Origin of the sequence: Pseudoalteromonas haloplanktis ATCC 14393 (genome assembly GCF_000238355.1) — a bacterium.
Taxonomy (GTDB): domain Bacteria; phylum Pseudomonadota; class Gammaproteobacteria; order Enterobacterales; family Alteromonadaceae; genus Pseudoalteromonas; species Pseudoalteromonas haloplanktis.
This window is the reverse complement of the sequence record NZ_AHCA01000007.1, coordinates 224,603-249,282: the sequence shown is the minus strand read 5'-3', so window position 1 is coordinate 249,282 and position 24,680 is coordinate 224,603. Positions and strand designations below refer to the sequence as shown.

Annotated in this window: 21 protein-coding genes; 4 read left to right on the top strand and 17 right to left on the bottom strand. The window is 41.4% G+C overall.

Annotated features, from left to right (window positions below; translation table 11 throughout):
* Window positions 1-249: 249 nt before the first annotated feature.
* Complete coding sequence (gene suhB / locus PHAL_RS0114720) at window positions 250-1,053, top strand: inositol-1-monophosphatase (RefSeq protein ID WP_016709189.1); 804 nt, start codon at window positions 250-252, stop codon at window positions 1,051-1,053.
* Between the two features lie 161 nt (window positions 1,054-1,214).
* Here the strand turns inward: suhB and PHAL_RS0114715 are convergent, their stop codons facing one another.
* From PHAL_RS0114715 to queA, 7 genes are all read right to left on the bottom strand, one after another.
* Window positions 1,215-2,987: a GGDEF domain-containing protein gene (locus PHAL_RS0114715; protein ID WP_016709188.1), complete on the bottom strand. Its 1,773-nt coding sequence runs from the start codon at window positions 2,985-2,987 to the stop codon at window positions 1,215-1,217.
* Window positions 2,988-3,075: 88 nt separating this feature from the next.
* Complete coding sequence (locus tag PHAL_RS0114710; protein WP_138555900.1) at window positions 3,076-3,570, bottom strand: hypothetical protein; 495 nt, start codon at window positions 3,568-3,570, stop codon at window positions 3,076-3,078.
* Between the two features lie 599 nt (window positions 3,571-4,169).
* On the bottom strand, window positions 4,170-5,117 hold the full coding sequence (secF, locus tag PHAL_RS0114705) for a protein translocase subunit SecF (protein ID WP_016709186.1): 948 nt from the start codon (window positions 5,115-5,117) through the stop codon (window positions 4,170-4,172).
* A 9-nt stretch (window positions 5,118-5,126) separates the two neighbouring features.
* Entirely contained in the window at window positions 5,127-6,986 is a 1,860-nt protein-coding gene (gene secD, locus PHAL_RS0114700; RefSeq protein WP_016709185.1) for a protein translocase subunit SecD, read from the bottom strand.
* A gap of 21 nt (window positions 6,987-7,007) precedes the next feature.
* The gene (gene yajC / locus PHAL_RS0114695; RefSeq protein WP_016709184.1) at window positions 7,008-7,346 is read right to left on the bottom strand and encodes a preprotein translocase subunit YajC; all 339 of its coding nucleotides are present in this window, start codon (window positions 7,344-7,346) and stop codon (window positions 7,008-7,010) included.
* Between the two features lie 26 nt (window positions 7,347-7,372).
* Window positions 7,373-8,500: a tRNA guanosine(34) transglycosylase Tgt gene (tgt, locus tag PHAL_RS0114690; protein ID WP_016709183.1), complete on the bottom strand. Its 1,128-nt coding sequence runs from the start codon at window positions 8,498-8,500 to the stop codon at window positions 7,373-7,375.
* 160 nt (window positions 8,501-8,660) lie between these two features.
* On the bottom strand, window positions 8,661-9,692 hold the full coding sequence (gene queA, locus PHAL_RS0114685) for a tRNA preQ1(34) S-adenosylmethionine ribosyltransferase-isomerase QueA (protein WP_016709182.1): 1,032 nt from the start codon (window positions 9,690-9,692) through the stop codon (window positions 8,661-8,663).
* A 167-nt stretch (window positions 9,693-9,859) separates the two neighbouring features.
* Here queA and PHAL_RS0114680 point away from each other — a divergent pair, with 167 nt between their 5' ends.
* Together PHAL_RS0114680 and PHAL_RS0114675 are read left to right on the top strand one after the other, a co-directional pair.
* Complete coding sequence (locus tag PHAL_RS0114680) at window positions 9,860-12,385, top strand: EAL domain-containing protein (protein ID WP_016709181.1); 2,526 nt, start codon at window positions 9,860-9,862, stop codon at window positions 12,383-12,385.
* Between the two features lie 203 nt (window positions 12,386-12,588).
* The gene (locus PHAL_RS0114675) at window positions 12,589-12,813 is read left to right on the top strand and encodes a hypothetical protein (RefSeq protein WP_016709180.1); all 225 of its coding nucleotides are present in this window, start codon (window positions 12,589-12,591) and stop codon (window positions 12,811-12,813) included.
* Between the two features lie 40 nt (window positions 12,814-12,853).
* Here the strand turns inward: PHAL_RS0114675 and PHAL_RS0114670 are convergent, their stop codons facing one another.
* The 10 genes from PHAL_RS0114670 to PHAL_RS0114625 form a co-directional block, all read right to left on the bottom strand.
* On the bottom strand, window positions 12,854-13,765 hold the full coding sequence (locus PHAL_RS0114670; RefSeq protein ID WP_016709179.1) for a hypothetical protein: 912 nt from the start codon (window positions 13,763-13,765) through the stop codon (window positions 12,854-12,856).
* 11 nt (window positions 13,766-13,776) lie between these two features.
* Window positions 13,777-14,367, bottom strand: coding sequence for a hypothetical protein (locus tag PHAL_RS0114665; RefSeq protein WP_016709178.1), 591 nt, complete (start codon window positions 14,365-14,367; stop codon window positions 13,777-13,779).
* Window positions 14,360-14,902 (bottom strand): RNA polymerase sigma factor, encoded by a 543-nt coding sequence (locus PHAL_RS0114660; RefSeq protein ID WP_016709177.1) that lies wholly within the window; start codon window positions 14,900-14,902, stop codon window positions 14,360-14,362. Before PHAL_RS0114660 ends, PHAL_RS0114665 begins: the two co-directional genes overlap by 8 nt.
* Window positions 14,903-15,010: 108 nt before the next feature.
* On the bottom strand, window positions 15,011-15,934 hold the full coding sequence (locus PHAL_RS0114655; RefSeq protein ID WP_016709176.1) for a hydrogen peroxide-inducible genes activator: 924 nt from the start codon (window positions 15,932-15,934) through the stop codon (window positions 15,011-15,013).
* Between the two features lie 92 nt (window positions 15,935-16,026).
* Window positions 16,027-17,295, bottom strand: coding sequence for an inorganic phosphate transporter (locus PHAL_RS0114650; protein WP_016709175.1), 1,269 nt, complete (start codon window positions 17,293-17,295; stop codon window positions 16,027-16,029).
* Window positions 17,296-17,334: 39 nt separating this feature from the next.
* Entirely contained in the window at window positions 17,335-18,012 is a 678-nt protein-coding gene (locus PHAL_RS0114645; RefSeq protein ID WP_016709174.1) for a TIGR00153 family protein, read from the bottom strand.
* Window positions 18,013-18,184: 172 nt separating this feature from the next.
* Window positions 18,185-18,886: a phosphate signaling complex protein PhoU gene (phoU, locus tag PHAL_RS0114640; RefSeq protein ID WP_016709173.1), complete on the bottom strand. Its 702-nt coding sequence runs from the start codon at window positions 18,884-18,886 to the stop codon at window positions 18,185-18,187.
* A 56-nt stretch (window positions 18,887-18,942) separates the two neighbouring features.
* Window positions 18,943-19,770: a phosphate ABC transporter ATP-binding protein PstB gene (gene pstB, locus PHAL_RS0114635; protein ID WP_016709172.1), complete on the bottom strand. Its 828-nt coding sequence runs from the start codon at window positions 19,768-19,770 to the stop codon at window positions 18,943-18,945.
* A 27-nt stretch (window positions 19,771-19,797) separates the two neighbouring features.
* The gene (gene pstA / locus PHAL_RS0114630; RefSeq protein ID WP_016709171.1) at window positions 19,798-21,447 is read right to left on the bottom strand and encodes a phosphate ABC transporter permease PstA; all 1,650 of its coding nucleotides are present in this window, start codon (window positions 21,445-21,447) and stop codon (window positions 19,798-19,800) included.
* Between the two features lie 14 nt (window positions 21,448-21,461).
* Window positions 21,462-23,699, bottom strand: coding sequence for an ABC transporter permease subunit (locus tag PHAL_RS0114625; RefSeq protein ID WP_016709170.1), 2,238 nt, complete (start codon window positions 23,697-23,699; stop codon window positions 21,462-21,464).
* A 375-nt stretch (window positions 23,700-24,074) separates the two neighbouring features.
* Between PHAL_RS0114625 and PHAL_RS0114620 the strand changes: the two genes are divergently transcribed.
* Window positions 24,075-24,581, top strand: a complete 507-nt coding sequence (locus tag PHAL_RS0114620) for a glycine cleavage system protein R (RefSeq protein WP_016709169.1) — start codon at window positions 24,075-24,077, stop codon at window positions 24,579-24,581.
* Window positions 24,582-24,680: the final 99 nt, after the last annotated feature.

Sequence of the window (24,680 nt, the reverse complement as noted above, 5' to 3'; positions counted from 1 at the left end):
AAAATTTTGCTCATATTAACTTAGGTGTCAAGACGAATTTGTCTTAGGCTGACGGCTGACGGCTGACGGCTGACGGCTGACGGCTGACGGAAAAAATCTACAACTTTTACCTTACAACTCAAGTCAGTATAAAAAACACTCAAAACTATTTGGGGTTTATTGTTTACTTTGTGGCAAAAATCGCTAGAATACGCCGGCTGAAATATATAGAAATATATAAACGTTCTTTTACAACCCAAAGGTAACACCATGCATCCAATGTTAAACATTGCGGTTCGCGCTGCGCGTAACGCAGGCAAAATTTTACTTCGCGCTGGCGAAGATTTATCAAAAGTTGAAGTACAACAAAAAGGTACTAACGATTTAGTTACTAATATTGATAAAGAAGCTGAAGCCGTAATCCGTGACACTATTTTACAATCTTACCCAACTCACTCTATCGTGGGTGAAGAGTTAGGTGAGCACAAAGGCAAGGATGCAGATTACCAATGGATTGTAGATCCTATTGATGGCACAACCAACTTCATCAAAGGCATTCCTCATTATGCGATCTCTATCGCTCTTAAAGTTAAAGGTCGTTTAGACCAAGCAGTTATCTATGACCCAATTCGTGGTGAGCTTTTTACTGCTTCTCGTGGTCAAGGCGCTCAGTTAAACAGTAAACGTCTTCGTGTAAGTAAAACTACTGTGCTTTCTGGTACTGTACTTGCGACTGGTTTCCCATTCAAAAACAAACATCATATGGATGCGTATACTGAAGCATTCAAGGCATTGTTTGTTCATACAGCTGATATTCGCCGTGCAGGCAGCTCTGCATTAGACATGGCTTATGTTGCTGCAGGGCGCATTGATGGCTTCTTTGAGATTGGTTTAAAACCTTGGACTTCTGCTGCTGGTGAGCTAATGGTTAAAGAAGCGGGCGGTATGATTGTTGATTTCGCTGGCGGAAATAACTACAACCACAGCGGTAACATCATTTGTGGTTCACCTAAATTAACTCAAGCGATCATTCGTGAAATTCGCCCAGTGTTAACTGAAGCATTACTGCGCTAACGGATACTGCTATAAGTTCAAAAAGGAGCTAAGGCTCCTTTTTTTGTGACTAATCACAATCGACTTAAATATATAACCACTCTAGTGAGCTAAATAAAGCGCTAACAGTGCTGGTAGTTTACCAAAGAGAACAACTACATATCAGAATTCTTGCCTTGTAATCACGGATTAAAACTAACAACTGCCAATGCTGGACCACGGCGTTTGCATAAAAACAAGTAGCTGTGGCGGTAACGCTTTGCTTCTTTTTTGGCATCAGTTGCCAACGCTGCAATTTGATGACTGTTAGTACATTGCTCTAAATCTGGCTCGACAACGCCAATTGACAGAGTAAGCAAGGGCACAAATTGCTTTTCACCTTCACGGTTAGTCGCCCAATACCCCCCACTGGCAATATGCTCTGGTGTAAAAAATGCCCGAGACTTGAGCTCAAAGTCACTAATAATTTGATTACAAATCTGTTCGGCATTATCACTATCAAATACCACCATAAAATCATCGCCACCAATATGCCCAACAAAGCTTGGAACATTACTGCATGCCTGCGTGGTTACATCCGCTAGTAACTTGATAACGCTGTCACCACTGGCGTAGCCATATAAGTCATTGAACTGTTTGAAATGATTCAAATCTATGTAAGCAAGTGCAAAGCCATGTTTAACTCTTAATCTGTGTTCTATCGCTTCATTTATTGCCACATTGCCCGGCAGCATTGTTAGAGGGTTAGCGTGTTGAGCATGACGTATTTTTTCTTCAGTGATGTGCTTTAAAATATCGCGAAGTGGCGCAAGACCTAAATATCGCCCGGCACGCGTAATGATAATATGCCGACGGATATCAAAGTCATTTTCTGTGATCTGCTGGCTCACGGTATCAAGCAGCTGGTTTTCATCAACCACTAAAGGCTGTTTATGCATCAATGCCGTCACTGGCTGCTTGTCATAGAGCGCATGCCCATACGGGGCTGCAAATACCTCTGTTAGTTGATCTTTGTGTAATAAGCCAATCGGTTGCGCATCTTGATTGACGACAGCGATACTAATGATTGCTTTATCTTTTTCAAAAATATTATGAGCGTCTTTGCAGCGGGTCTCGCTACCAATGGATAATTGCTCAACAGCCAGCCAACCAATGGCCATTGATTGCTCAAACTGATCTGTGATTGGGGTAAAATTTAACTGTTGTAACTGGGCTGAGTTAAACTCCGAGCTGGGTCGCAAACTTGGCCGCTCAAGCAAAAAGCCTTGGGCATGAACAATACCGAGTCCCTCTAAAAGGCTTAACTCTTCATGCCGCTCTATGCCCTCAGCGATCACCGCTGTTTTAGTTACTTTAGCGAGCTCAATAATGGATTTTAAAAACTCTTTTTTAACCACACTTTCATCACAATGATCAATAAAGTAGCGGTCAATTTTTACATAGTCAGGGCATAATTCAGACCACTGCTTTAAACCGGAGTAACCAGCTCCTAAGTCATCAATCGCGATTGAGAAACCTAGCTTGCGATAGTGGGCAATGGTTTTCAGTAATAAAAATCCATCATCCACTTTTTCTTGTTCGGTCACTTCAATCACCACTCGATTAGCGGCTAAGCCAAATTGCTCAACAAGGTGTAATGTTTCACCTTTAGGATGGCATGGATCTAGTAGCGTTTTAGGACTTACGTTTAAAAATAATTTGCCTTGCAAATTGAGTTTAACAAAGTTTTCGATTGCTTTGGAACGGCACAGTAATTCAAGCTCTGAGACTTTATCAAAGTTTACCGCCGCGCTAAATAATGCATTGGGCATTTGCAGTACGCAATTTTTAGGACCGCGGCTAAGTGCTTCATAACCTAATATTTGTTGCTCGCTAATATCAAAGATGGGTTGAAATAAAGTGGTAATCTCACTGTTTTTTAAGATATTTTCTAATATACCTAACTGAACACTCACTATTTCTAACCCATAACTTCATTAAGAGGCGGTTAAAGTAGCAAGACCGTATGACATTTTTATGGCAGTACTGTGTGGCTGTTAATAATTAATCAGCCAATGCTTGTTCTAGCTGTTCAAAATGGGCTAAGACTTCGATAACATCAAGCTCTGCATTTTGATAAGCGAGTTGATCATCTAACCCTAAGCGCGCATGTGCTTGTACCGTTGCTGGGTGAACAACTAAATCTTTAGCGTGATAACACACAGGATCATCAAATGGAGGTAACTTGCCATCACTATGATAACCATTTTCAATTTCAATCAATGGTAATGAAGCAATCGCAGTTGCCACTGTACTTAACGCATTCAAATACTCAGTACATTGTGGATACTTAACGATAACCTCTTTAATTAAGGCCAGCGATAAAATTACTAATTGTGCAGATTCAGCCTCTAAACTGGCTGCATCTTTTTTAGCACGGATGCTATTTAGTAAGTCACTGGCTTGCTGCGGATATTGCTCCAATGCACTTACTGGCGAAGGTTTAGTCGCATGCTCGTGCTGTTGAACTGTTACGTTGTTATCACATCCGCTAATCATAATTAAACTCGTAGCGACTACAAATGGCTTTAACATTAGTTTGTTACATCAGTTCTTGATCAATAAGAATTATTATAGGAAATATTGTGTTTCATAAATAGCAATAATTAACATCAGCGCCAATTCGAGCAAAAACAAGAAAAGTTGCGGGTTGCGGGCTATGAATCCTAGAGCCTAGTCACTTCCCTAGAACCTAGCTGCACTTGGATGTTAGATGTTAGATGTTAGATGTTAGATGTTAGATGTTAGATGTTAGAGGTTAGAGGTTAGGGTTTTTAGAACGTAGGAAATGGCTTTAGCCATGAGTCTTTAAACCGCGCGGCATAAAGCCGCGCCTACAATAAACGCAAACACCGGTGCAACCCCGTAGGCGCGAGTTTACCTCGCGCAGGTTTATGTTCACCACCAAGATGCTTAGCTAGCTGCAGACTATGAATCCTAGAGCCTAGTCACTTCCCTAGCTCCTTTTACCTTACCCTCTTTGTGAGTAAATTTTTTAAATCTTTTGCAGGCTAAAACCCCACCTACGACATCAATCTCTGACAACAAAAAACCGCTCAATGTGAGCGGTTTTTAAAAACGTAAACTTCGCTTTATGCTTATGGCATGGCGTCTAAGTCTGCGCCTTCTTTTTCGATGACTTCTGGGATCAAATCTTCTTTACTTACGCCCATTGCAATTGCAACAGCGCTGGCAACATAAATTGAAGAGTAAGTACCAATAAACACACCAAATAACAATGCCGTAGCAAAGCCGTGAATGGTTTGGCCACCCCAAGCAAACAAAGCAATCAATACTAAAATTGTGGTGATTGAAGTTACTAAGGTACGGTTAAGTGTTTGCGTTAATGAAATATCAATGATTTCAATGGTGTCATCAATACGCACTTTGCGGAAGTTCTCACGTATGCGGTCAGATACAACGATCGTATCGTTCAATGAGTAACCTATTACGGCCAGAATTGCAGCCAGTATTGTTAGGTCAAACTCTAAACCTAATACTGAGAACAAGCCAAGCGTAATAATAACATCATGCATCAAGGCCGATACAGCCCCCACCGCAAAACGCCATTCAAAGCGAAATGCAACGTAGATCAAGATACAGATAAGTGCAGTTAACATGGCAAGGCCACCCTGCTCTTTTAAGTCTTCACCAACACTTGGACCAACAAACTCGATTCGGCGCATTACCACGCTGTCGTCGGCTTTTTTCAGTGCATCAATCACTTGGTTACCGATAACTTCAGCTTTTACATCATCACCGCGAGGTGCCAAGCGTACTAAAATCTCTTGGCTTGAACCAAACAATTGTACCGATGCATCTGCAAAACCGTTTTCAGCAAGTACCGAGCGAACTTTCTTTAAATCTGCAGGTTGGGCAAAACCAACTTCAACCGCTGTACCGCCGGTAAAGTCTAAACCAAAGTTTAAACCTTTCACAAAGAACGATGCGAATGAGGCCAAAATAAGCAACGTAGAGATACTCATAGCAACTTTACGCAGTGACATGAAAGCTAACGTTCTGCCACCTAATTTTAAAATTTGCATACCTGCTCCTTAAATTGACAGCTTATCAATGCGCTTACCACCAATACATAAGTTGATCACCGCACGGGTACCAACAATGGCTGTAAACATTGACGTGATAATACCAATCGCAAGTGTTACTGCGAAACCAGCAATCGGACCTGTGCCCACTGCGAACAAGATAATTGCAGCGATTAAGGTGGTAATATTGGCATCAAAAATCGTACTAAAGGCACTGTCATAGCCATGATGTACAGCCTGTTGCGGGCTACGACCATCAGCGAGTTCTTCACGAATACGCTCAAAAATAAGTACGTTAGCATCAACAGCCATACCAACTGTAAGTACGATACCAGCAATACCTGGTAGCGTTAATGCGGCCCCCGGGATCAGTGACATTACACCTACAATTAGGACTAAATTAGCTGCTAAGGCAACATTAGCCACTAAACCAAAGCCTTTATAATAAACCAACATAAAGATCAGTACGAATAAGAAACCAAGGGCTACGGCTGTCATACCTGCTTCAATGTTTTCCTGACCTAAGCTTGGGCCTACGGTACGCTCTTCAACAATTTGAATTGGCGCAACTAACGCACCAGCACGCAGTAATAAACTTAGGTTATGTGCTTCTGCTGGGTTATCAATACCAGTAATACGGAATGAGCGATCGAGACGTGCTTGAATAGTTGCTACGTTGATTACTTCTTCCACTTTAATTGGTGGTAATGCTTTACCGTTTGCGTCTGTTTTACCTGAAGGCTTGTACTCAATAAATACCGTTGCCATACGCTTACCAATCGCGCGTTTCGTAAAGGCATTCATTTTTGCGCCGCCTTTGCTATCAAGGCTGATACTTACTTGCGGGCGTTGGTATTCATCGGCACCAGATTGCGCACCTGTAATGTGGCTACCTTCAAGAATAATGCGTTTTTTCAATACCACAGGATACCCATCACGGCTCATGATCATTTCAGTGCCAGGTGGAATACGCCCTTGTGCGGCAGCTGAAGGATCTGCATTTTCGTCTACTTCACGAAACTCAAGCGTAGCTGTTGCACCTAAAATTTCTTTCGCACGAGCTGTATCTTGTACGCCTGGTAGTTGCACAATAATGCGTTCTGCACCTTGGCGCTGTACATTTGGTTCAGCAACACCAATTTGATTGATACGGTTACGAATAATGGTTTCGTTTTGCTTAATAGCGTAGTCACGAATTTCTTTTAACTTTTGGTCGCTAAGGCTTGCGTAAAATGCATTATCGTTTGAGCTATCATCAATGAAAGTGTGTAGTGGGTAGCGTGATTGTAAAAAGCGTTCTGCGGCGTCTTTGTCTTCTTCACTACGCATTTCAACGCGAAGACGTTCAGTACCTGCTACACGACGAATAGTGCGATAACGCAGCTTTTCTTCACGAAGGTCACTTTTATAATCTTGATCCATCTGTTCCAGCGCGTTATCAACCGCTGTCACCATGTCGATTTCCATCGTAAAGTGAACACCACCACTTAAATCCAAGCCCAATTTCATTGGATTGCCACCAAGGGCTTTTAACCAATGAGGTTGCGCCGGGGCCATGTTAATGGCTGAGATGTAATCTTCGCTTAATGAATCACGCAATAAATCTTGCGCTTTAAGTTGTTCTTCAACGTTTTTAAAACGGATCAATACTTGGCCGTTTTCTAAAACTACTGATTTAACAGTAACGTTGTGCTCTTCGAGGGTCGCGTTTACTTTGTCTACAACACTGAGATCCGCATCAGTGCCTTTAGTGCCTGAAATTTGTATGGCCGGATCACGACCATACAAATTAGGAGAGGCATATAAAAGACCAATCGCGATCACAGCTAGAACAAGTAAATACTTCCAAACTGGAAACTTGTTTAACACGTGGGCGTCCTTATTTAATTATTATAGCGACTTCATAGTGCCTTTTGGTAACACAGCTGAAACAGCTGATTTTTGTACCGTTACTTCAGCTTGGTCGTTCAAAGAGATAACGATGAAATCTTTGTCTTCAGAAATTTTAGCAATTTTTCCTACTAAACCACCTTGGGTGAGCACTTCGTCACCTTTAGCCATCGCATTCATAAGCGCTTTATGCTCTTTAACACGCTTAGCCTGTGGGCGGTAAATTAAGAAATAAAACACTAAGCCAAAAATAGCTAACATGATCAACATTTCATAACCACCACCGGCTGGCGCCGCGCCTGCTGCACTTGCATGGGCATTTGAAATAAATAAACTCATAGTACTTCCTCTTTAATTTTTAAAATTTAATTTTCGGTATCAGCTAGCTCTGGCACATCTTGGCCACGGCGAGCATAAAAATCACTAACAAATTCGTCTAACTTGCCTTCGCTAATCGCATTGCGCAAACCTTCCATAACACGCTGATAATAACGTAAGTTATGTATTGTGTTTAGTCGTGCACCTAATATTTCGTTACATTTATCAAGATGATGTAGGTACGCACGTGAATAATTCTTACAGGTATGACAGTCACACTCAGGATCCAGTGGGCCGGTGTCTGTTTTATGCACTGCGTTACGAATTTTGACAATACCACCAGTAATAAATAAATGACCGTTACGGGCGTTACGGGTTGGCATTACACAGTCAAACATGTCGATACCACGACGCACAGCTTCAACTAAATCTTCTGGTTTGCCCACCCCCATTAAGTAACGCGGTTTGTTCTCTGGCATTTTATAGGCGCAGTGATCCAGAATATTGATCATCTCATTTTTTGGCTCACCCACTGATAAACCACCCAGTGCATAACCATCAAAACCAATTTCTTCAAGGCCCGCTTGTGATTGCGCACGTAACTCAGGGTACATACCGCCTTGAATAATACCAAACAATGCAGCAGGGTTATCACCATGGCCTTCTTTTGAGCGCTTAGCCCAGCGAAGTGATAACTCCATCGAGTCTTTCGCTTCTTTTTCAGTAGCAGGGTATGGCGTACACTCGTCAAAAATCATGACAATATCTGACCCCAAATCGCGCTGCACTTGCATTGCTTTTTCTGGCGATAACATGATTTTTTCACCGTTTACAGGTGAGCTAAACAATACACCTTCTTCGCTGATTTTACGCATTGCACCTAAGCTAAAAACTTGAAAACCGCCTGAATCGGTCAGAATAGGACGATCCCAATTCATAAAATCATGTAAATCACCATGCTGTTTAATGATCTCAGTACCTGGACGCAGCATTAAGTGAAAGGTATTGCCTAAACAAATTTGGGCACCGGTATCTTTTACTTCATCAGGGGTCATCCCCTTTACAGTACCGTAAGTACCTACAGGCATAAATGCGGGTGTTTCTACTACACCTCGGTCAAAAATCAAGCGGCCGCGGCGCGCTTTGCCATCTGTACGGTCTAATTCAAATTTCATATCATCCTCAATGTCGGAAAAACAGTCCAACAAGCTATAATTTAACCGCTCGATTCTACCCTTTTTGTAAAACCATTACTATTAATTGGGCTCAAAGCTGAGATTAAAAGTGTAAAAAGCCCAGCATTTTGCTGGGCTATCACATTCATTAAGGAACTATTTATTTACGAGTTAAAAACATTGCATCACCATAACTAAAAAAGCGATATTTTTGCTCTATTGCCGTTTTATACGCGCTCATAATATTGTCTTGTCCTGCAAACGCACTAACTAACATTATTAGCGTTGATTCCGATAAGTGGAAATTAGTGACCATGGCATCCACCACATTAAATTGATAACCCGGATAGATAAAGATATCGGTGTCACCAAAGTAGCTAGCAAGTTGGCCGCCATGTATTTTAGCCGCTGATTCTAACGAGCGCACTGACGTTGTACCCACAGCAATCACCCGCCCGCCTCTCGCTTTTGTAGCTGCAACAGCCGCCACAACCTCGTCAGGCACTTCAATGTACTCGGAGTGCATTATATGGTCATCAACCGAGTCCACGCGCACTGGTTGAAAAGTCCCCGCACCAACATGCAAAGTAACAAAAGCCATGTTTACGCCTTTTGCTTTTAATGCAGCCATTAGCGAATCATCAAAATGCAGGCCTGCAGTTGGCGCTGCAACTGCACCTGGCTTTTCACCGTAAACGGTCTGATAACGTTTACGATCTTCGTCTGTATCGGGGCGATCAATATACGGCGGTAAAGGCATATGGCCGATATCGTTCAGAATTTCCAAAACATTTTGCTCAGCGGTGAATTCCAATTCGAACAATTCACCATGACGGCCAACCATCGTTGCCTCAGCTTTACCTTCAAGAATAATTGTTGTGCCTGGTTTTGGTGATTTACTAGCGCGCACATGGGCAAGTACACGGTGCTCATCAAGTACACGTTCTACCAGCACTTCAAGCTTGCCGCCAGAGGCTTTTTGGCCATACATTCGCGCGGGGATCACTTTAGTATTGTTAAATACCAACAAGTCATTTTCATTTACTAAATCAAGAATATCACTAAATATTTTATGTTCTACGGCGCCACTTGGGCCATCTAAAGTAAGTAAACGGCTGCTAGTTCGATCCTGTTTAGGAAAACGAGCAATTAATTCATCAGGTAAGTCAAAGCTAAAGTCGGCCACGCGCATAGGATATATCCAGATCAAAAAAGTCGCGCCAAGTTTAACTGTATCGCGCTATGAGCTCAACCAACGCCTTTAATAAAAATACCCAGCAATGTTCTCTTGTGGTTCGGGACAAATGGCATTATTCTACTCAACTTAATTAAAGTTGGGTTTAAAAGAGGTATGACTACATGGCTAAGCAACTAAGTTTGCTGATCTTAAATGCCAGTGTCGCTGAGCGTCAGGCAGTTAAGTCAACCTTAAGTCGACTCAATGTATTTACTTTTCTTGAAGTAGCAGATAGCCAGCAAGCCCTCGAAATTCTCAAGTCTCAAGCTGTTGATGTCATTATTACCGGGCTCAATGTTGGTAAAATCGACGGTTGGCGATTTTCGCGTATGATCCGTTCAGGGCTATTAAAAACCCCAAAGAATACTCCCATTGTGCTCACTCCCCCCATCTACTGTGAACGCATAGCAGAAACAACCGCACGTAGTTATGGTATAGATGCCGTTATACCGTTCGAACGTCAAGATATGCTACCGCAAGTGTTGGCCAATGTGTTATCTACTCATTTAGAAAAAAGCAGTCGTTTAGACTTATTACTGCTTGAAGCTGACAGCACTAAAGCGGCTAAAATAGCCCAACAATTACAGCTAAACTTTGCCTGCACCCATGTGGCTAATAACAAACAAGCATTATCTATCTATTTACAACAAAAATTTGCTATTGTGTTACTTGATGCAACCGCGGCACATGCCGGATCAGCAAGCCAATTAGTTGAAGAAATTTTACAGCACAACCCCAAGCAAGCCATTGTAACCATTATTGATACAAAAGACGCTAATCATGCTGAGCAGCTGCTGCTTTCTGGCGTCACTGATTTTATTCGCGCCCCTTATGAGCACTCATTACTCACAAAAGTATGTGACCATGCAGCACGTCGCGAAGATTTTATGGTCAGTTATGCTGAATTTGCGCAGAAAGTGGAACAGCTAAGCCAAAGCCAAAATCGTTATAAAGAGCTATTTTCAGCTCATCAGCGAATATTGTTGCACCTTAATACTGTGGTGCTTGAGTTTGATCAACAAGGACGAATTCGCTTTATCAACCCTGCATGGGAGGCGTTGAGCGGTTTTGGCATTAAAGAAACTTTGAGTAAAGCACTCTCTGATTTTTGTATTAATGACTGCAAAGAGAAACTGCTTGATACCATTAGCAGTATTTTGCAAGGCGGCGCTTTGCAACAACAGGTAGAAGTGCAAATTATTCATAAAGATGGCCGAGCTATCTGGGTTGAGTGCCGCCTGCAACTGATCAAAAACAGTAGTAACGCGGCAACAATTACTGCAACAATCGACAATATTCATGAGCGCAAGCAAGCAGAGTTACAACTGCGTCATTTAGCCTTACATGACACTTTAACCGGTTTGCATAATCGCTATTATTTTGATCAGCAACTGAACCGCATTTGCCAACCACAACGCACCTATGGCGACATTGAACACGCCTTAATTTATATAGATCTTGATCACTTTAAAATAATTAATGACAGTAAAGGCCATCAACAAGGTGATATTGTTCTAAAAGAAGTCGCGCAGCTATTTACTGCTAATATCAGTGATGAACATTTGGTATGCCGTATTGGTGGCGATGAATTTGCGGTGATCTTAAAAAATATGAATTTACTTGATGCGCACTTAATCGCAGAAAGCATTTGTATGGCGATTGAAGGTCATCAGTTTAAATCTGAAGAGCAAATATATTCTATTAGCTGCTCAATCGGCTTAACGCAAATAACCGCCGCTAACCACGATCCGAGTGAATGTTTAAAACAGGCCGACATTGCCTTGTATGTAGCGAAAAGCCTTGGCCGTAATTTAGTGCATTGTTATTCGAAAGAAGATGCCAACCATAACACCTTACAAGCAGGCTTAGAGTGGGGGCACAGTATTCGCCAAGCACTGCAGCAAAATCACATTGAACTGCATTACCAACCAATTTGGAACTTTAAGCAAGGTGGCGTGGCGTACTTTGAAGCGCTTTTACGGTTAAAGCTTGACGGAGAACTGGTTTATCCAAACCAATTTATTCCATCACTTGAATTATTAAATGATACTTACTTGATGGATCAATGTGTGATCAGTAATGCCATTGCAGCCATCGCTGCGAACCCTGAACTAAATCAAGTTGCCATTAATCTTTCGGCGCAATCGTTTTTAGATGAACGTTTATTACCGCATATCGAGTCCACCCTTGCAAAATATCAGGTCGTTCCCACTCGCGTTATTTTTGAAATCACCGAATCGGCCAGTATTAATAATTTAACCGCCACCCGCCTGATGATTGAAAAACTCAATCGCTTAGGCTGCCATTTCTCAATCGATGATTTTGGTACAGGCTTTAGTACCTTTAATTACCTTAAGCAATTGCCTGCTCAACACGTGAAAATAGATGGCTCGTTTGTTCGCGATATGCTCAATGATCCTATTGATCTTGCGCTCGTTAAAGCGATCAATGATATTAGCCGCTCCCTTGATAAACGATCAGTTGCGGAATATGTTGAAAGCAAAGAGATCTTTTTAGCACTGAAAGAAATTGGCGTAGATTATGGCCAAGGCTACTTTATTTCTCGCCCCGTACCCGTAGAAAAAATAAACCACCAGTTACAAAAAATTTCACAAAACAAAACTTTTTACGAACAATCACCTAGCTAAAACTGTTACATTTTTACACAATTCCAGCTATTTTTTTACTTCCATCTTAGAATAACTCATCTATACTTTGTCTATCGCTTAGTAAATGTCTTGTTATTATAGTGATTTTCAAAAAATAACATGACATCACTGAATGACCACAACATACTACTGAACAACTAACATATTGTTATGAGTACTATTGTCAATTTATGGAGTGAATTATGACGCAACTAATCGTGCTATTACTGGTGGTAAACTTAGGGATAACTTACCAATGCTACCGTTATGCTGAACGTAAAGGCTACCCTGTTACAACTTTCACCTGCTTAGGGCTAATACCTTATTTTAATTTAGTGGTGTGGGTGTATTTATTATTTTTGCCAGACATTACCCCCTTCAATAAGCAATTTGAATATGAAGGACATAATGAAAAGCAGCCTTTGTAACAAAGGCTGCTTTGTTGGTCAGGGATACGTTTTTATCAAATTAAAACTGATAGCTAATTGCCTTAAGGGCTAGATCGCTGGCTTTAATGTCGCCGACGACACATTTTTTAATATCTGCTTTATTAAATATTTTTATCAAACGTTTATTGTTATCTGCTAAACCTTTGATTATAAAACTAACATGCTCATCATTTGGTAAGCTACGCAAGCCACTACCGTAATCACATAGTGTTAAACTAATGCTGGTATTAACTTGTGTTTGCAGCTTTTGCTGTTCTGCTGCTTGCTGTTTTTCGCGCTCAGCTTGCTTTGCCTGTATATCTTGACGTAATTGCTGTTGCTGCTTAGTAAGCGTAGTCTGTTGCTTTTCAAGCTTAGCAATATCTTTTTCTAATGCTTTTTTACGTTGCTCAAGCTCTTTTTCTGCGGCGCTATTATCGTGGCGACTAGCAAATTCTAGGTCACGCTTTTCACGCTCTAACTCACGTAAATCACGGCTAACATCACGCTCTTGCTCAGCAATTTCACGTACTCGCTCCGCACCTTCGCGCATAACTTCCATCGCTTGCTGATAAGCTTCTCGTGATGATTCAACGGCCTGCTCACTGAATACTTCAACTTGCTCACTAATGAACTCAACATTCACATTTGAAAAGTCAATATCGGGTAAAGGAGGTAGCGGCGCATTTGGCACGCTACTAAAAATTGTCTGCCAGCGGCTTATGCCTCGCACATCTAACTCAAATACTACCCCCTGCTCAACTAGATAATTAGCCGAAATGGCGCGGATCTTTTTATCAGTATCCTGTTGTAAAGCACTACTTAAAATGTTTTCCATAATGCCCACTTCCCGCTGAATGGCAGCCAATTCTGCTGGGGTTTGCGCCTGTAGGTTACCGCTTGCAAACGCTATAACGGTGATTATAGCGCTACTGATTAGTTGTTTATTCATGCTCTTTACTCCTAATTTTTCGCAATGGCAGCCATTGGCTGCTCTTGTACTTGTTCGGCTAAGTCGTTTAGTTGCATCCGCAGATACGCTTGATCTTGAGCACGCTGGGTTTTGATATAGCTAATTAAATTATTAATATCTTCTTGGCGCTCAACTCGTCCGGTAGCAATAGCCTCCTTCGCTAGTTGATACATATGCTGCTGCTGCAATTCATTTTGCGCAGTGATAATTTTTTGCAGCTGGTCTATTTGTTTTTGCTGTGACTCTAATAACTGTGTTTGTTTTGCTACCTGCTCAAGTAGATCTGGCACCTGCTGCTTTGGCATAACTAAAAAAACGAGCGCACAAATCATCACTGATGCTGCAACAGCCCAGGCTCCAGCCATACCAAATACACCTGCAGAAGCAAGCTGTGGCATGGTTGATTGCCGATCCCAATGTGGAACTGGCGCCGCTTTATATTCGCGGCTATGTTGCTGCCAAACCAGTGCTTGACTCATCAAGGCACGATATTCAGGATCATTTTCAAGCTGCTGTAATTGTGCATCACTCAAAACGTTCCCTTCTAACCATTGCTCAAAAAGCGACTCTAAATTAGCCATCAACGGCCTCCAAATGAACTTTTAATTTACCTAATGCACTATATAACCGCGATTTGGCGGTATTGGTGGAAATATCGAGTTGCTGCGCAATTTCTTCAAAAGTGCAATGTTGAAAAAACTTTAGCTCTACCACCAAGCGCTGCTCCCACGGTAAGTTATTCAGCATTGTTGTTAATTGTTGATGTTGAACTTGCATTAATTGGTTATTTTCCAACTCACTGTGTTCACATGCCTGTTCAGGCACTTCATCAAGGCTTTGGTAGTACTTACGGCGACGATAATATTCAACACTACGACGATGCACGATTTGAAAAACCCAAGTATGAAAGCTCGACTCACCGCGAAAGCTGGGCAAACTTTTATACACAGAGATAAACACCTCTTGCATTAAATCCATCGCATCATCAGGGTTACTGAGCATTCGCAGGCAATGGTTATAAACTTGGCTTTCATGCTGCTTAACCAGCTTAAGCCAAGCGCGTTTATTCCCTTGCTGTGCTTTGGCGATTAATGTTTCTGTTGATTGAAAAAACACGGCTCTCAATGCTTAGTTATTTTACTTATTAGGTTAGTCGATAGAGCGAGGAAGATAGTTTGGAAAAGATGAAAATAAATTAAAAAATAAATAGCTCACCTTAATGAGCTATTCTTTTGTCGTTATTAAACGGCATTGGTGTTGTAAAAAACCCTCTAATGTTTGGCTAAATAAACGAAAATCGCGGATCCGCCCCGTTGTTTTACGCCATAAAATGCCAATATCACGGTACGCGTCACTTTGCGAAGGCGTGGCAAGCATGTTCTTATGCTCTAAAATACCGGCATTAATCGCCATTTGCGGCAAGAAGGTCACCCCTAACTGATGTTCAACCATACTTAATAAAGTATGCAAACTGGCCGCTTCAAATGGGTTAATACAACTTGAGCGGTTTAAGTGACAGGCACTGAGCGCATGCCCAGTCATACAGTGCTCCCTTTCTAATAAGAACACGCTAGCTTCCGGTAATAAATTAAAATCTTCAATGTTCTTAGCTGGCAAGTAGTCTTTATGATGCACTAGACTAAAATGGTCTTGCGCTAATATTTGAGTATGAAACTTATCGGTGTCGTAAGGTAATGCTAATAAGGCCATATCGATATGACCATGCTCTAACTTATCCAGTAAGCTATCACTGGTGTCTTCTACTAAAACCAGCTCTAAATTAGCAAATTGTTGCTGGCAAAGGTGATATAAAGGCGCCGCTATAAAGCTGGCAATCGTTGGGATCACCCCGAGAGTTAATTTACCACTAAGCGGGCTTAAATGGCTTTTAGTTAGCTCTTTAACACTCAGTGTATCATCAATTATTTTCCGTGCTCGCTCGACAACTTCTTCGCCGATCGCGGTAAACATCAAACTACGATTCTCACGCTCAATGAGTTGGCAGCCGAGTGTTTCTTCAAGAGTTTGAATCGCACTACTGAGTGTTGATTGCCCAATGAAGCATGCGCTCGCTGCGCGACCAAAATGCTGATGCTGATGAACTGCCAATAAATACTGCAGCTGTTTAATACTTGGTAAGTTCGTCATACTTCCTTTACCCACAAATAAAAAGACCCCAACACCAAGGGCGTTGAGATCTTTTCAAGCTAAAAGTCTGTGCTACTTAAAAGCTGCTGGATTTAAACTCCAAAGGCAGTTCTTAGTATGTAGAAAATAACAATAGCAAGGGCAGCGCCAACTGGCAATGTAATTACCCAAGAAACTACAATGTTTCTGATCACACCCATGTTAAGAGCAGCAATACCACGTGCCATACCTACACCTAACACCGCGCCAACTAAAGTTTGCGTGGTAGAGATTGGTAAACCTGTACCTGATGCAATAACAACCGTAGATGCTGCCGCTAATTCAGCCGCAAAACCACGACTTGGTGTTAAATGCGTAATGCCTTCACCAATGGTTTTGATTACTTTCTTACCTAAAATAGCCAGACCTGCAACAATACCAAAACCACCTAGAGGTAAAATCCACCATGCGATTGATGCTTGCTTAGCAATTTCACCGTTGTTTTCAACAATGTTTACAACCGCAGCAAGTGGACCAATGGCGTTAGCAACGTCATTCGAACCATGCGCAAATGCCATACAACATGCAGTTAGTACCATTAAGATAGCAAATACTTTCTCAACGTTATTAAATTGCATTTTCTTATCGGCTTTTGGATCAATTTTTAAGCGAGAAATAACCACCTTACCAATAATAGCAACAACCAGTGCAATACTAACCGCTAAGACATAACCTTCAACTGCGCCGATATTAATACCAATGTGCTTTAAGCCTTTTTTGATAGTAACCAAAGACATAATAAAGCCCGCTAAACCCATGTAAATAGGCACATAACGTTTGGCATTTTTAAGTGGTGCGTCTGTATCAAAAATCAGTTTTTGCGCACTCATAAATATCAAATACGCGATAAAGCCTGAAATTGCAGGGGTAACAATCCAACTCCCAACAATACCTGCCACTTTATTCCACTGAATCGCTTCACTGCCAACAGCAACTAATGCAAAACCAATGATAGCACCAATGATTGAGTGCGTTGTTGATACCGGCCAACCTAAAAAGGATGCAATTAACAACCAACTACCTGCTGCAAATAATGCCGAGATCATACCCAACACCATCAGTTCGGGAAGCTCTAAAAATGGTGTTGAATCGATAATACCTTTACGAATTGTCGATGTTACTTCACCGCCAGCTAAGTAGGCGCCTGCAAACTCAAAAATCATCGCAATAAAAATTGCTTGTTTAATGGTTAATGCTTTTGAACCTACCGATGTGCCCATCGCATTAGCAACGTCGTTCGCGCCAATGCCATAAGCCATAAAAAAACCGACTGCTGCGGCAATTATAATTAATACCGTGCCATAAGATGCAATGATATCCATTGTGTAACCCTAATCTTTCGTTATTGAACTGAGTGTAAATTAACGAGCTAACATCAGCTCAAGACGTGAACCTACGCGCTCTGCAATATCTGCAAGTTCGCCGACCCATTCGATGATTTTGTATAAAAACATTACATCAATTGGATTGAGGCCACCTTCAACGGCGCGTAACTGGCGGCGTATTTTGATTTGCATGTCATCCGTGTCTTGTTCAATTGCATCCAATTCAACGAGCATTTTTTCGACTAAGGTCACTTCACGACCTTTAAAACCAGTCTCTAATAACTCATCTAACTCATTAATAGCATTTGACGCTTGTTTAGTCGCATCAACACAACGAGTTACATAAGCTAGGAAATCAGTTTGAATTTCTTTTGGTATGGTCATCTCACGACCAATTACACGACCAGCAATGTCTTTTGCTTTATTAGCAATTTTGTCTTGCTGGGTGACGAGTTCGAGCAGATCTGTACGCTCTACCGGCATAAATAAGCCACGCGGTAGTTGTAAACGTATATCTCTTTTCATATCGTCGGCTTCACGTTCTAAATTACGAATGTTCAAGCGAATCTCTTCTGCTTGTTGCCATTCTTCTTTAAATACATGATTGAAAAAAGGGATCAAAGCTTTACTTGCTTGATGTACCTTCTTTATGTGATCTTCCATTGGCTTTATAGGAGATTTTGCGAATACCCCTAGAAATGCGTTTGTAGGCATAACTGACCCTTAAATCAAATTAGTATGCTTTGCGGCGTGAATTTTACAGCATTCACCGCGATTGTGAATGCTTTTATTACATCCAAGTCGCTGTAACAGCATATTAATTATAGTGGTAACAGTAAAAGCGGCAATTAGCCGCTTTCATAAAAAAACAAAGATAACGAATAATCTATAACGATTTTTCGATATCCTCTTGAGATGTATGACGAATATCTTTGCCGTTTACAAAATAAATAATGTACTCAGAAATATTTTGACAACGATCTCCAATGCGCTCTAATGAACGCACTGACCACACTAGATCCATGATTTTTGGAATTGAACGCGGATCTTCCATCATGTAAGTCATAATCTGACGAGTAATTGCTTCATATTCTCGGTCAACCTTGGCATCTTCTTTATGTACTTCAAACGCTTTTTGCACATCCATACGGGCAAAAGCATCAAGTACATCATGCAGCATTTTTGAAACTTGCCGACCCATATTTTCGATATTCACCAATAAATCTTGCTGATCTTTAGTAAACGAATCGAGGGCAACTTTAGCAATACGCTCCGCTTCATCACCAATACGCTCTAAATCTGCAATGGTTTTCGCTATGGCAATAACGAGGCGTAAATCACTAGCTGCTGGCTGACGACGAGCAATGATGCGCGTGCACTCTTCATCAATGCTCACTTCCATGGCGTTTATTTTATAGTCGTTTTCACGGACCTTACGGGCCAACTCAGCATCGCCATTACTTACCGCATCAAGCGCACTATTAAGTTGCTGCTCAACTAACCCACCCATACTTAATACATGGTTGCGGACATTTTCTAGCTCTTGATTAAAGCGGCCAGAAATATGCTTATTAATATTGTGTTCCATTGTCTACCTTCTTATCAAAATTGGTTACGTCACCCGAAAATTATATGACTGATTTACTAACCGTAACGGCCGGTAATGTAGTCTTCAGTTTTCTTTTTCGCTGGGGTTGTAAACAAGGTATTGGTATTTGAATACTCAATTAACTCACCCATGTACATAAAGGCCGTTTGATCAGAAACCCGTGCAGCTTGTTGCATGTTGTGGGTAACAATAACAACGGTAAACTTATTTTTTAAATCGTTGATTAGCTCTTCAATTACCAGTGTTGAAATAGGATCCAGCGCTGATGTTGGCTCATCAAGTAATAACACTTCAGGCTCAATAGCAATAGAGCGGGCAATGACTAAACGCTGCTGCTGACCACCCGATAAACCAAAAGCACTATCATGAAGACGGTCTTTTACTTCATCCCATAATGCTGCACCACGTAATGACTGTTCAACAACTTCGTCTAATTTACGTTTTTCTTTAATACCCTGTAAGCGTAGGCCATAAACTACATTTTCGTAGATTGATTTAGGAAATGGGTTCGGGCGCTGAAACACCATACCTACATTACGACGTAGCGCCGCTACATCAACACTTTTGTCATAGATGTTCTGGCCATGAAGTAAGATTTCACCTTCAATACGACAGCTATCTACCAAGTCGTTCATACGATTAATACAACGTAACAATGTTGACTTACCGCAGCCCGATGGCCCGATAAATGCCGTTACTTGGCCTTTAGGAATGTTCATACTTACTGAGCTAAGCGCTTGTTTTTCACCATAGTAAAGATCTAAGTTTTTGATCTCGAGTGCTGTTTGCTCGGTGCTTAAATTGTCTAAATCCAATTTCAAACTACTGCTTGATTGGTTTACTTGTGGAGCGACTGTAATCATGTTTGTTACCTATAAAATCTTTACTAATTATTGATCAAGCGATCTAAACTTTTCACGTAAATGGTTACGTATGCCGATTGCGGTAATATTCAGGGTAATAATCACTGATACTAGCAAGAATGCGGTGGCATAGACTAACGGACGAGCCGCCTCAACATTCGGGCTTTGGAAACCAACATCGTATATATGAAAGCCTAAGTGCATGAACTTGCGATCTAAGTGAAAGTACGGGAAGTTGCCGTCAAGCGGTAATGTCGGTGCCATTTTTACAACACCAACTAACATTAACGGCGCAACTTCACCGGCAGCACGGGCAACCGCTAATATTAAACCTGTCATTATAGCCGGACTTGCCATTGGTACAATGATACGCCATAAGGTTTCCGCTTTCGTAGCACCTAATGCTAATGAACCATGACGTACCGTACTTGGAATACGTGATAAGCCCTCTTCCGTTGATACAATTACAACTGGTAAGGTTAAAATAGCCAAGGTTAGCGCTGACCACATTACCCCTGGTGTACCAAATACAGGGCTTGGTGATGCTTCAGGGTAGAATAGCTGATCTAAGCTGCCACCTAATACATAAACAAAAAACCCTAAGCCAAATACACCGTAAACAATAGAGGGGACACCTGCTAAGTTAATTACCGCGATGCGGATCATTTTAGTTACTGCATTTTTCGCAGCGTACTCATGTAAGTAAATAGCTGCCACAACCCCGAACGGCGTGACTATCACAGCCATCAGCATAACCATAAACACTGTACCAAAGATTGCCGGAAATACACCGCCTTCAGTATTCGCTTCACGGGGGTCATCTGCTACAAATTTACCTAGCTGTACAAAATAGTGACCTAATTTTGCAAAAAAGCCCATGTCATTTGGAAACCAAAAGTCCAGTACTTGGTATAGCGGTAAAGTAACGATTTCACCGCGCATATCTTTTACAGTTACTTGGTCACGTTTAGCTTGTTTACGCAGTGCAAACAATTGCTTTTCTAACACGCTATATTCAGCTCTTAATTCTGCGCGAGCTTGTGCAAGCTCTGCAACGCGCTCATCGGTTAAAGCATCATCAAGTAAATACGACTTCTCTTTTAAGCGTAGGCGCTCTAGTTCGTAGTTAATATGGCCAATATCACCGTTTTGTAAATCAAGGGCTTGCTCATTTAAATCAACGGCACGATCTACTAATTCTTCTAATACGGCGATTTTATTGCCGGTAACAACCTCACCGTCTTTAATAACTTGCTCAACATAGCCGTAAAAGTTACCGTTTTTACTACGCTCAAATACAGCGATAGCGGCAGGTTTAGTATTTGATTTAATGTCGGTCTCAAGTACCCAACGAAAATCTAAGTCTACGTACTCACGGTTACCGGTTTTAATCAAAAAGCGTTCTAACTGCTCTTTATCGAAACCAGATAAATCAATACCGGTAGCTTCAAGGCGCGATTTTGGCACCATTTCACGGTCATAGATTTCACCAATAACAGTCTGTTGTGCAACTGAACCTTGCAACTCGAGCTGTACAACTTGTGATGGCCAGAAAAAGCTTAATCCTTTCCAAGCGATCATGGCTAATAACCCTAATACAGAAATCAGACTGATACTAACCGCACCACCTGTCATCCATATCCAAGGAGAACCTGACTTAAACCACTGCTTTACCATGTCGTGTCTCCTACTTACATCGAGCTGTATTTATCACGCAACTGCTGACGAACAAACTCAGCAATTGTGTTAAAAATAAAGGTGAATATGAATAATACAAATGCGGCTAAGAATAGAATTCGATAGTGTGAACTACCCACTTCCGACTCTGGCATTTCTACTGCGATATTAGCTGCTAAAGTACGCATACCTTGGAAAATGCTCCAATCCATTATTGGCGTGTTACCTGTTGCCATCAGTACGATCATGGTTTCACCTACGGCGCGACCGAGGCCCATCATCACTGCTGAGAAAATACCTGGGCTGGCAGTTAATAGCACAACACTTACCAATGTTTGCCATTGCGTTGCTCCCAGCGCTAATGAACCATTTGATAAATGCTTTGGCACACTAAACACAGCATCTTCTGCAATTGAGAAAATAGTTGGAATAACCGCAAATCCCATTGCAATACCAACAACTAGAGAGTTACGTTGGTCAAATGTCATACCAAGTTCATTCGTTAAATATTGACGCACATTACCGTCAAACATCCAAAGTTCGATTGCGCCACTCATCGCAAATGCTAACCAGCCAATTAATAACAACACTGGAATAAGTAAAATTGAATGCGCCCCATCTGGTACACGGTGACGAATACTTTGTGGTAATTTGGTCCATGCAAATGCGGTTAATAGAATCCCCACAGGCAGCATAAACAATAAGCCGACAATGGCTGGCAAGTGCTCTTCAATAAGTGGAGCAAGCCACAAACCCGCTAAAAACCCTAAGATTACAGTTGGTAATGCTTCCATAATTTCTACGGTTGGTTTCACTACTTTGCGTAATGAGCCAGACATAAAGTAAGCAGTGTAAATTGCCGCAGAAAGTGCGATTGGCACGGCAAATAACATCGCATACATTGCAGCCTTGATAGTACCGAACGAAATTGGCACTAAAGAGAATTTTGATTCAAAATCATCCCCCGCCGAGGTTGATTGCCAGATATAACCTGGCTCTGGGTAACCTTCGTACCATACTTCTTGCCATAATGCCGACCAGGTTACTTCTGGGTGTTCATTATGAATTTCAACCACAGTAAGTTTATTATCCGCTAAGATAAGCGCCGCATTTGAGCGCGGTGCAACAGCAAAGTTTTCAATCGGGCCGTCACTGATTTTGCCTTGCCATAATTTAGCTTCACTGGTGGTGTAATACACACCAAGCTCACCGTTACTACTCGTGGTGAAGAAAGTACGACGATAGAACTCAGTGAAGATATCTAACTTAGGCTGTTTTGACGTTTCAAAAGCACGTATTTTTTGATATTCACGCCCAGTATCCGTGTTAACTTCAAACCACTGTGATACTTCGCCATTATCATTAGCCAGCATCAATGAATTAGCGCCAGCTAATAACTGTGCCGCCACTAGGTTGGCATTTTCTTCATTTGCAGCCAGCATCTGAATCAGCTCAACTTCACCTGGATAACGCGTATCATAAACATAAATTTGATTGGCTGAACGAACAAAAGTACGGGTGGTATCTGGTGACATTAATAGTTGGTCAACACGCCCTTCCACATCAAGTTCGGTGCGCTCAATGAGCCACTCAACTTCACCGCTGAACATGTTTTCTTCAGCAACAAAGCTACTAAAAATAACGCGCTTGTCTTCAGTTTGTGCCACAACGGCGGTTTTATCTTCAAAATGACTGAAAGCAAACTGTTTAATTGCGGCACCTTCAGCGTCAACTTGTAATGGTGAATCCTCACCAAGCGGATAACCTAAGCGCGGTGTTAATTGACGTTCATTATTAGGAAACGTGACTAAAAACTTAGGGGCAACTAAAACCACTGAGCCGTTTTCAAGTCCGTATGCATAATGCCCTTGAAAAGGGGCGCTAACGGCAAAACTGCTCACATCGCTCTCTAGTGGAATCGCTAAGCTTTGAAGTTTCTTACCGAAACTTTGTTTCTCAACACTATAGAAATCAACGCTGCCTTGTTGGCTTAGTAAAAAGGCCACTTCGGTTTGTTCTTCTACACCTAAACCTACAATTTGCTCTGCATTACTTAGGGGAAAGCTATCACGTGTCTCTACTTTCGCTGATTCGAAAATAGGTTGCACAACGTACAACAAATAGAAAAATATCAATAGCAAAGCTATCAATACCATAATACCGCCAGCGGTAATGCTAAATTGGGCAAACCGATCTTTGAATAGACGGCTTCTATCCGTATTAAAAGACGGTTTATTCGGATTGGAAGTCATCGAAACACCTATAAATCTTAACGTTGGCTAGATTATATTTCACCAAGATGACAGTATTGTTACAAGCGTCATAATTGCTTAGGGTTTGTCGTTATATTCATTACAACCAATTAAACACTGTTGATATTCAACATGTTAAAAATTTATGACAAATTGAAAAACTTTCAACTTAGTGATTTATTATTAAATAACATAAGTTTAGAGAATTCATCTGATAAACTCACACTATATTACTGTTTTTAAATTGAACTAATGGTAAAAAAATTGGACAAATTTGGAGGCTGAGTCAATACTCAATTCGGTTCTTTTTAATATAACAACAATTTCATGCCTGAGCATTTATTATTTAATTACGGCACCTAAAGGATTTATTATATGAAGCAATTAGTTATAACAATTTTGGGGCAAGATCGCTCTGGACTTGTGGAGGATATTTCCTCTGCAATTTTAAATCATCATGGTAACTGGCTTACCAGTAATTTAAGCCATTTAGCAGGCCATTTTGCTGGTATTATTGAAGTAGCAGTCCCTGCTGAACATTTGCAAGAATTACAAGACTCGCTACACAGCCTACCACAGTTAGAAGTGCGCATTGAAACTGGCACTGATGAACTACCTGATACACCAGCTGAACAGCTTAACTTTGTGATCACAGGTAATGACCGCCCTGGCATTATTCAAGAACTTGCAGGCGTGCTACGTCACAAAGGTGCAAACATCACCCACTTAAACTCTAAACAGCAAAGCGCACCAAACTGGGGAGTGCCTATTTTTAGCGCAGTAGCTACAGTTGCGCTACCTACAGGGATGAATAAAGACGAAGTAGTCGCAGCATTAGAAGCCATTACCTCAGATCTAATTGTTGATATTGAAGACGCTTAAGCCACTGTAATACGCAACCCCTAACACCTATTGGCGTGTCACAAAAGTGACACGTTTGTCATTTTTTTGTCATCTAAGTACTTTATATTTTGTTCAGTT

What these genes read in the sequence shown, in the direction of transcription:
- suhB (WP_016709189.1), top strand. Translation starts at nt 250, where the DNA reads ATGCATCCAATGTTAAACATTGCGGTTCGCGCTGCGCGTAACGCAGGC.
- PHAL_RS0114710 (WP_138555900.1), bottom strand. Translation starts at nt 3,570, where the DNA reads ATGATTAGCGGATGTGATAACAACGTAACAGTTCAACAGCACGAGCAT.
- secF (WP_016709186.1), bottom strand. Translation starts at nt 5,117, where the DNA reads ATGCAAATTTTAAAATTAGGTGGCAGAACGTTAGCTTTCATGTCACTG.
- yajC (WP_016709184.1), bottom strand. Translation starts at nt 7,346, where the DNA reads ATGAGTTTATTTATTTCAAATGCCCATGCAAGTGCAGCAGGCGCGGCG.
- tgt (WP_016709183.1), bottom strand. Translation starts at nt 8,500, where the DNA reads ATGAAATTTGAATTAGACCGTACAGATGGCAAAGCGCGCCGCGGCCGC.
- queA (WP_016709182.1), bottom strand. Translation starts at nt 9,692, where the DNA reads ATGCGCGTGGCCGACTTTAGCTTTGACTTACCTGATGAATTAATTGCT.
- PHAL_RS0114680 (WP_016709181.1), top strand. Translation starts at nt 9,860, where the DNA reads ATGGCTAAGCAACTAAGTTTGCTGATCTTAAATGCCAGTGTCGCTGAG.
- PHAL_RS0114675 (WP_016709180.1), top strand. Translation starts at nt 12,589, where the DNA reads ATGACGCAACTAATCGTGCTATTACTGGTGGTAAACTTAGGGATAACT.
- PHAL_RS0114670 (WP_016709179.1), bottom strand. Translation starts at nt 13,765, where the DNA reads ATGAATAAACAACTAATCAGTAGCGCTATAATCACCGTTATAGCGTTT.
- PHAL_RS0114665 (WP_016709178.1), bottom strand. Translation starts at nt 14,367, where the DNA reads ATGGCTAATTTAGAGTCGCTTTTTGAGCAATGGTTAGAAGGGAACGTT.
- PHAL_RS0114655 (WP_016709176.1), bottom strand. Translation starts at nt 15,934, where the DNA reads ATGACGAACTTACCAAGTATTAAACAGCTGCAGTATTTATTGGCAGTT.
- PHAL_RS0114650 (WP_016709175.1), bottom strand. Translation starts at nt 17,295, where the DNA reads ATGGATATCATTGCATCTTATGGCACGGTATTAATTATAATTGCCGCA.
- PHAL_RS0114645 (WP_016709174.1), bottom strand. Translation starts at nt 18,012, where the DNA reads ATGCCTACAAACGCATTTCTAGGGGTATTCGCAAAATCTCCTATAAAG.
- phoU (WP_016709173.1), bottom strand. Translation starts at nt 18,886, where the DNA reads ATGGAACACAATATTAATAAGCATATTTCTGGCCGCTTTAATCAAGAG.
- pstB (WP_016709172.1), bottom strand. Translation starts at nt 19,770, where the DNA reads ATGATTACAGTCGCTCCACAAGTAAACCAATCAAGCAGTAGTTTGAAA.
- pstA (WP_016709171.1), bottom strand. Translation starts at nt 21,447, where the DNA reads ATGGTAAAGCAGTGGTTTAAGTCAGGTTCTCCTTGGATATGGATGACA.
- PHAL_RS0114625 (WP_016709170.1), bottom strand. Translation starts at nt 23,699, where the DNA reads ATGACTTCCAATCCGAATAAACCGTCTTTTAATACGGATAGAAGCCGT.
- PHAL_RS0114620 (WP_016709169.1), top strand. Translation starts at nt 24,075, where the DNA reads ATGAAGCAATTAGTTATAACAATTTTGGGGCAAGATCGCTCTGGACTT.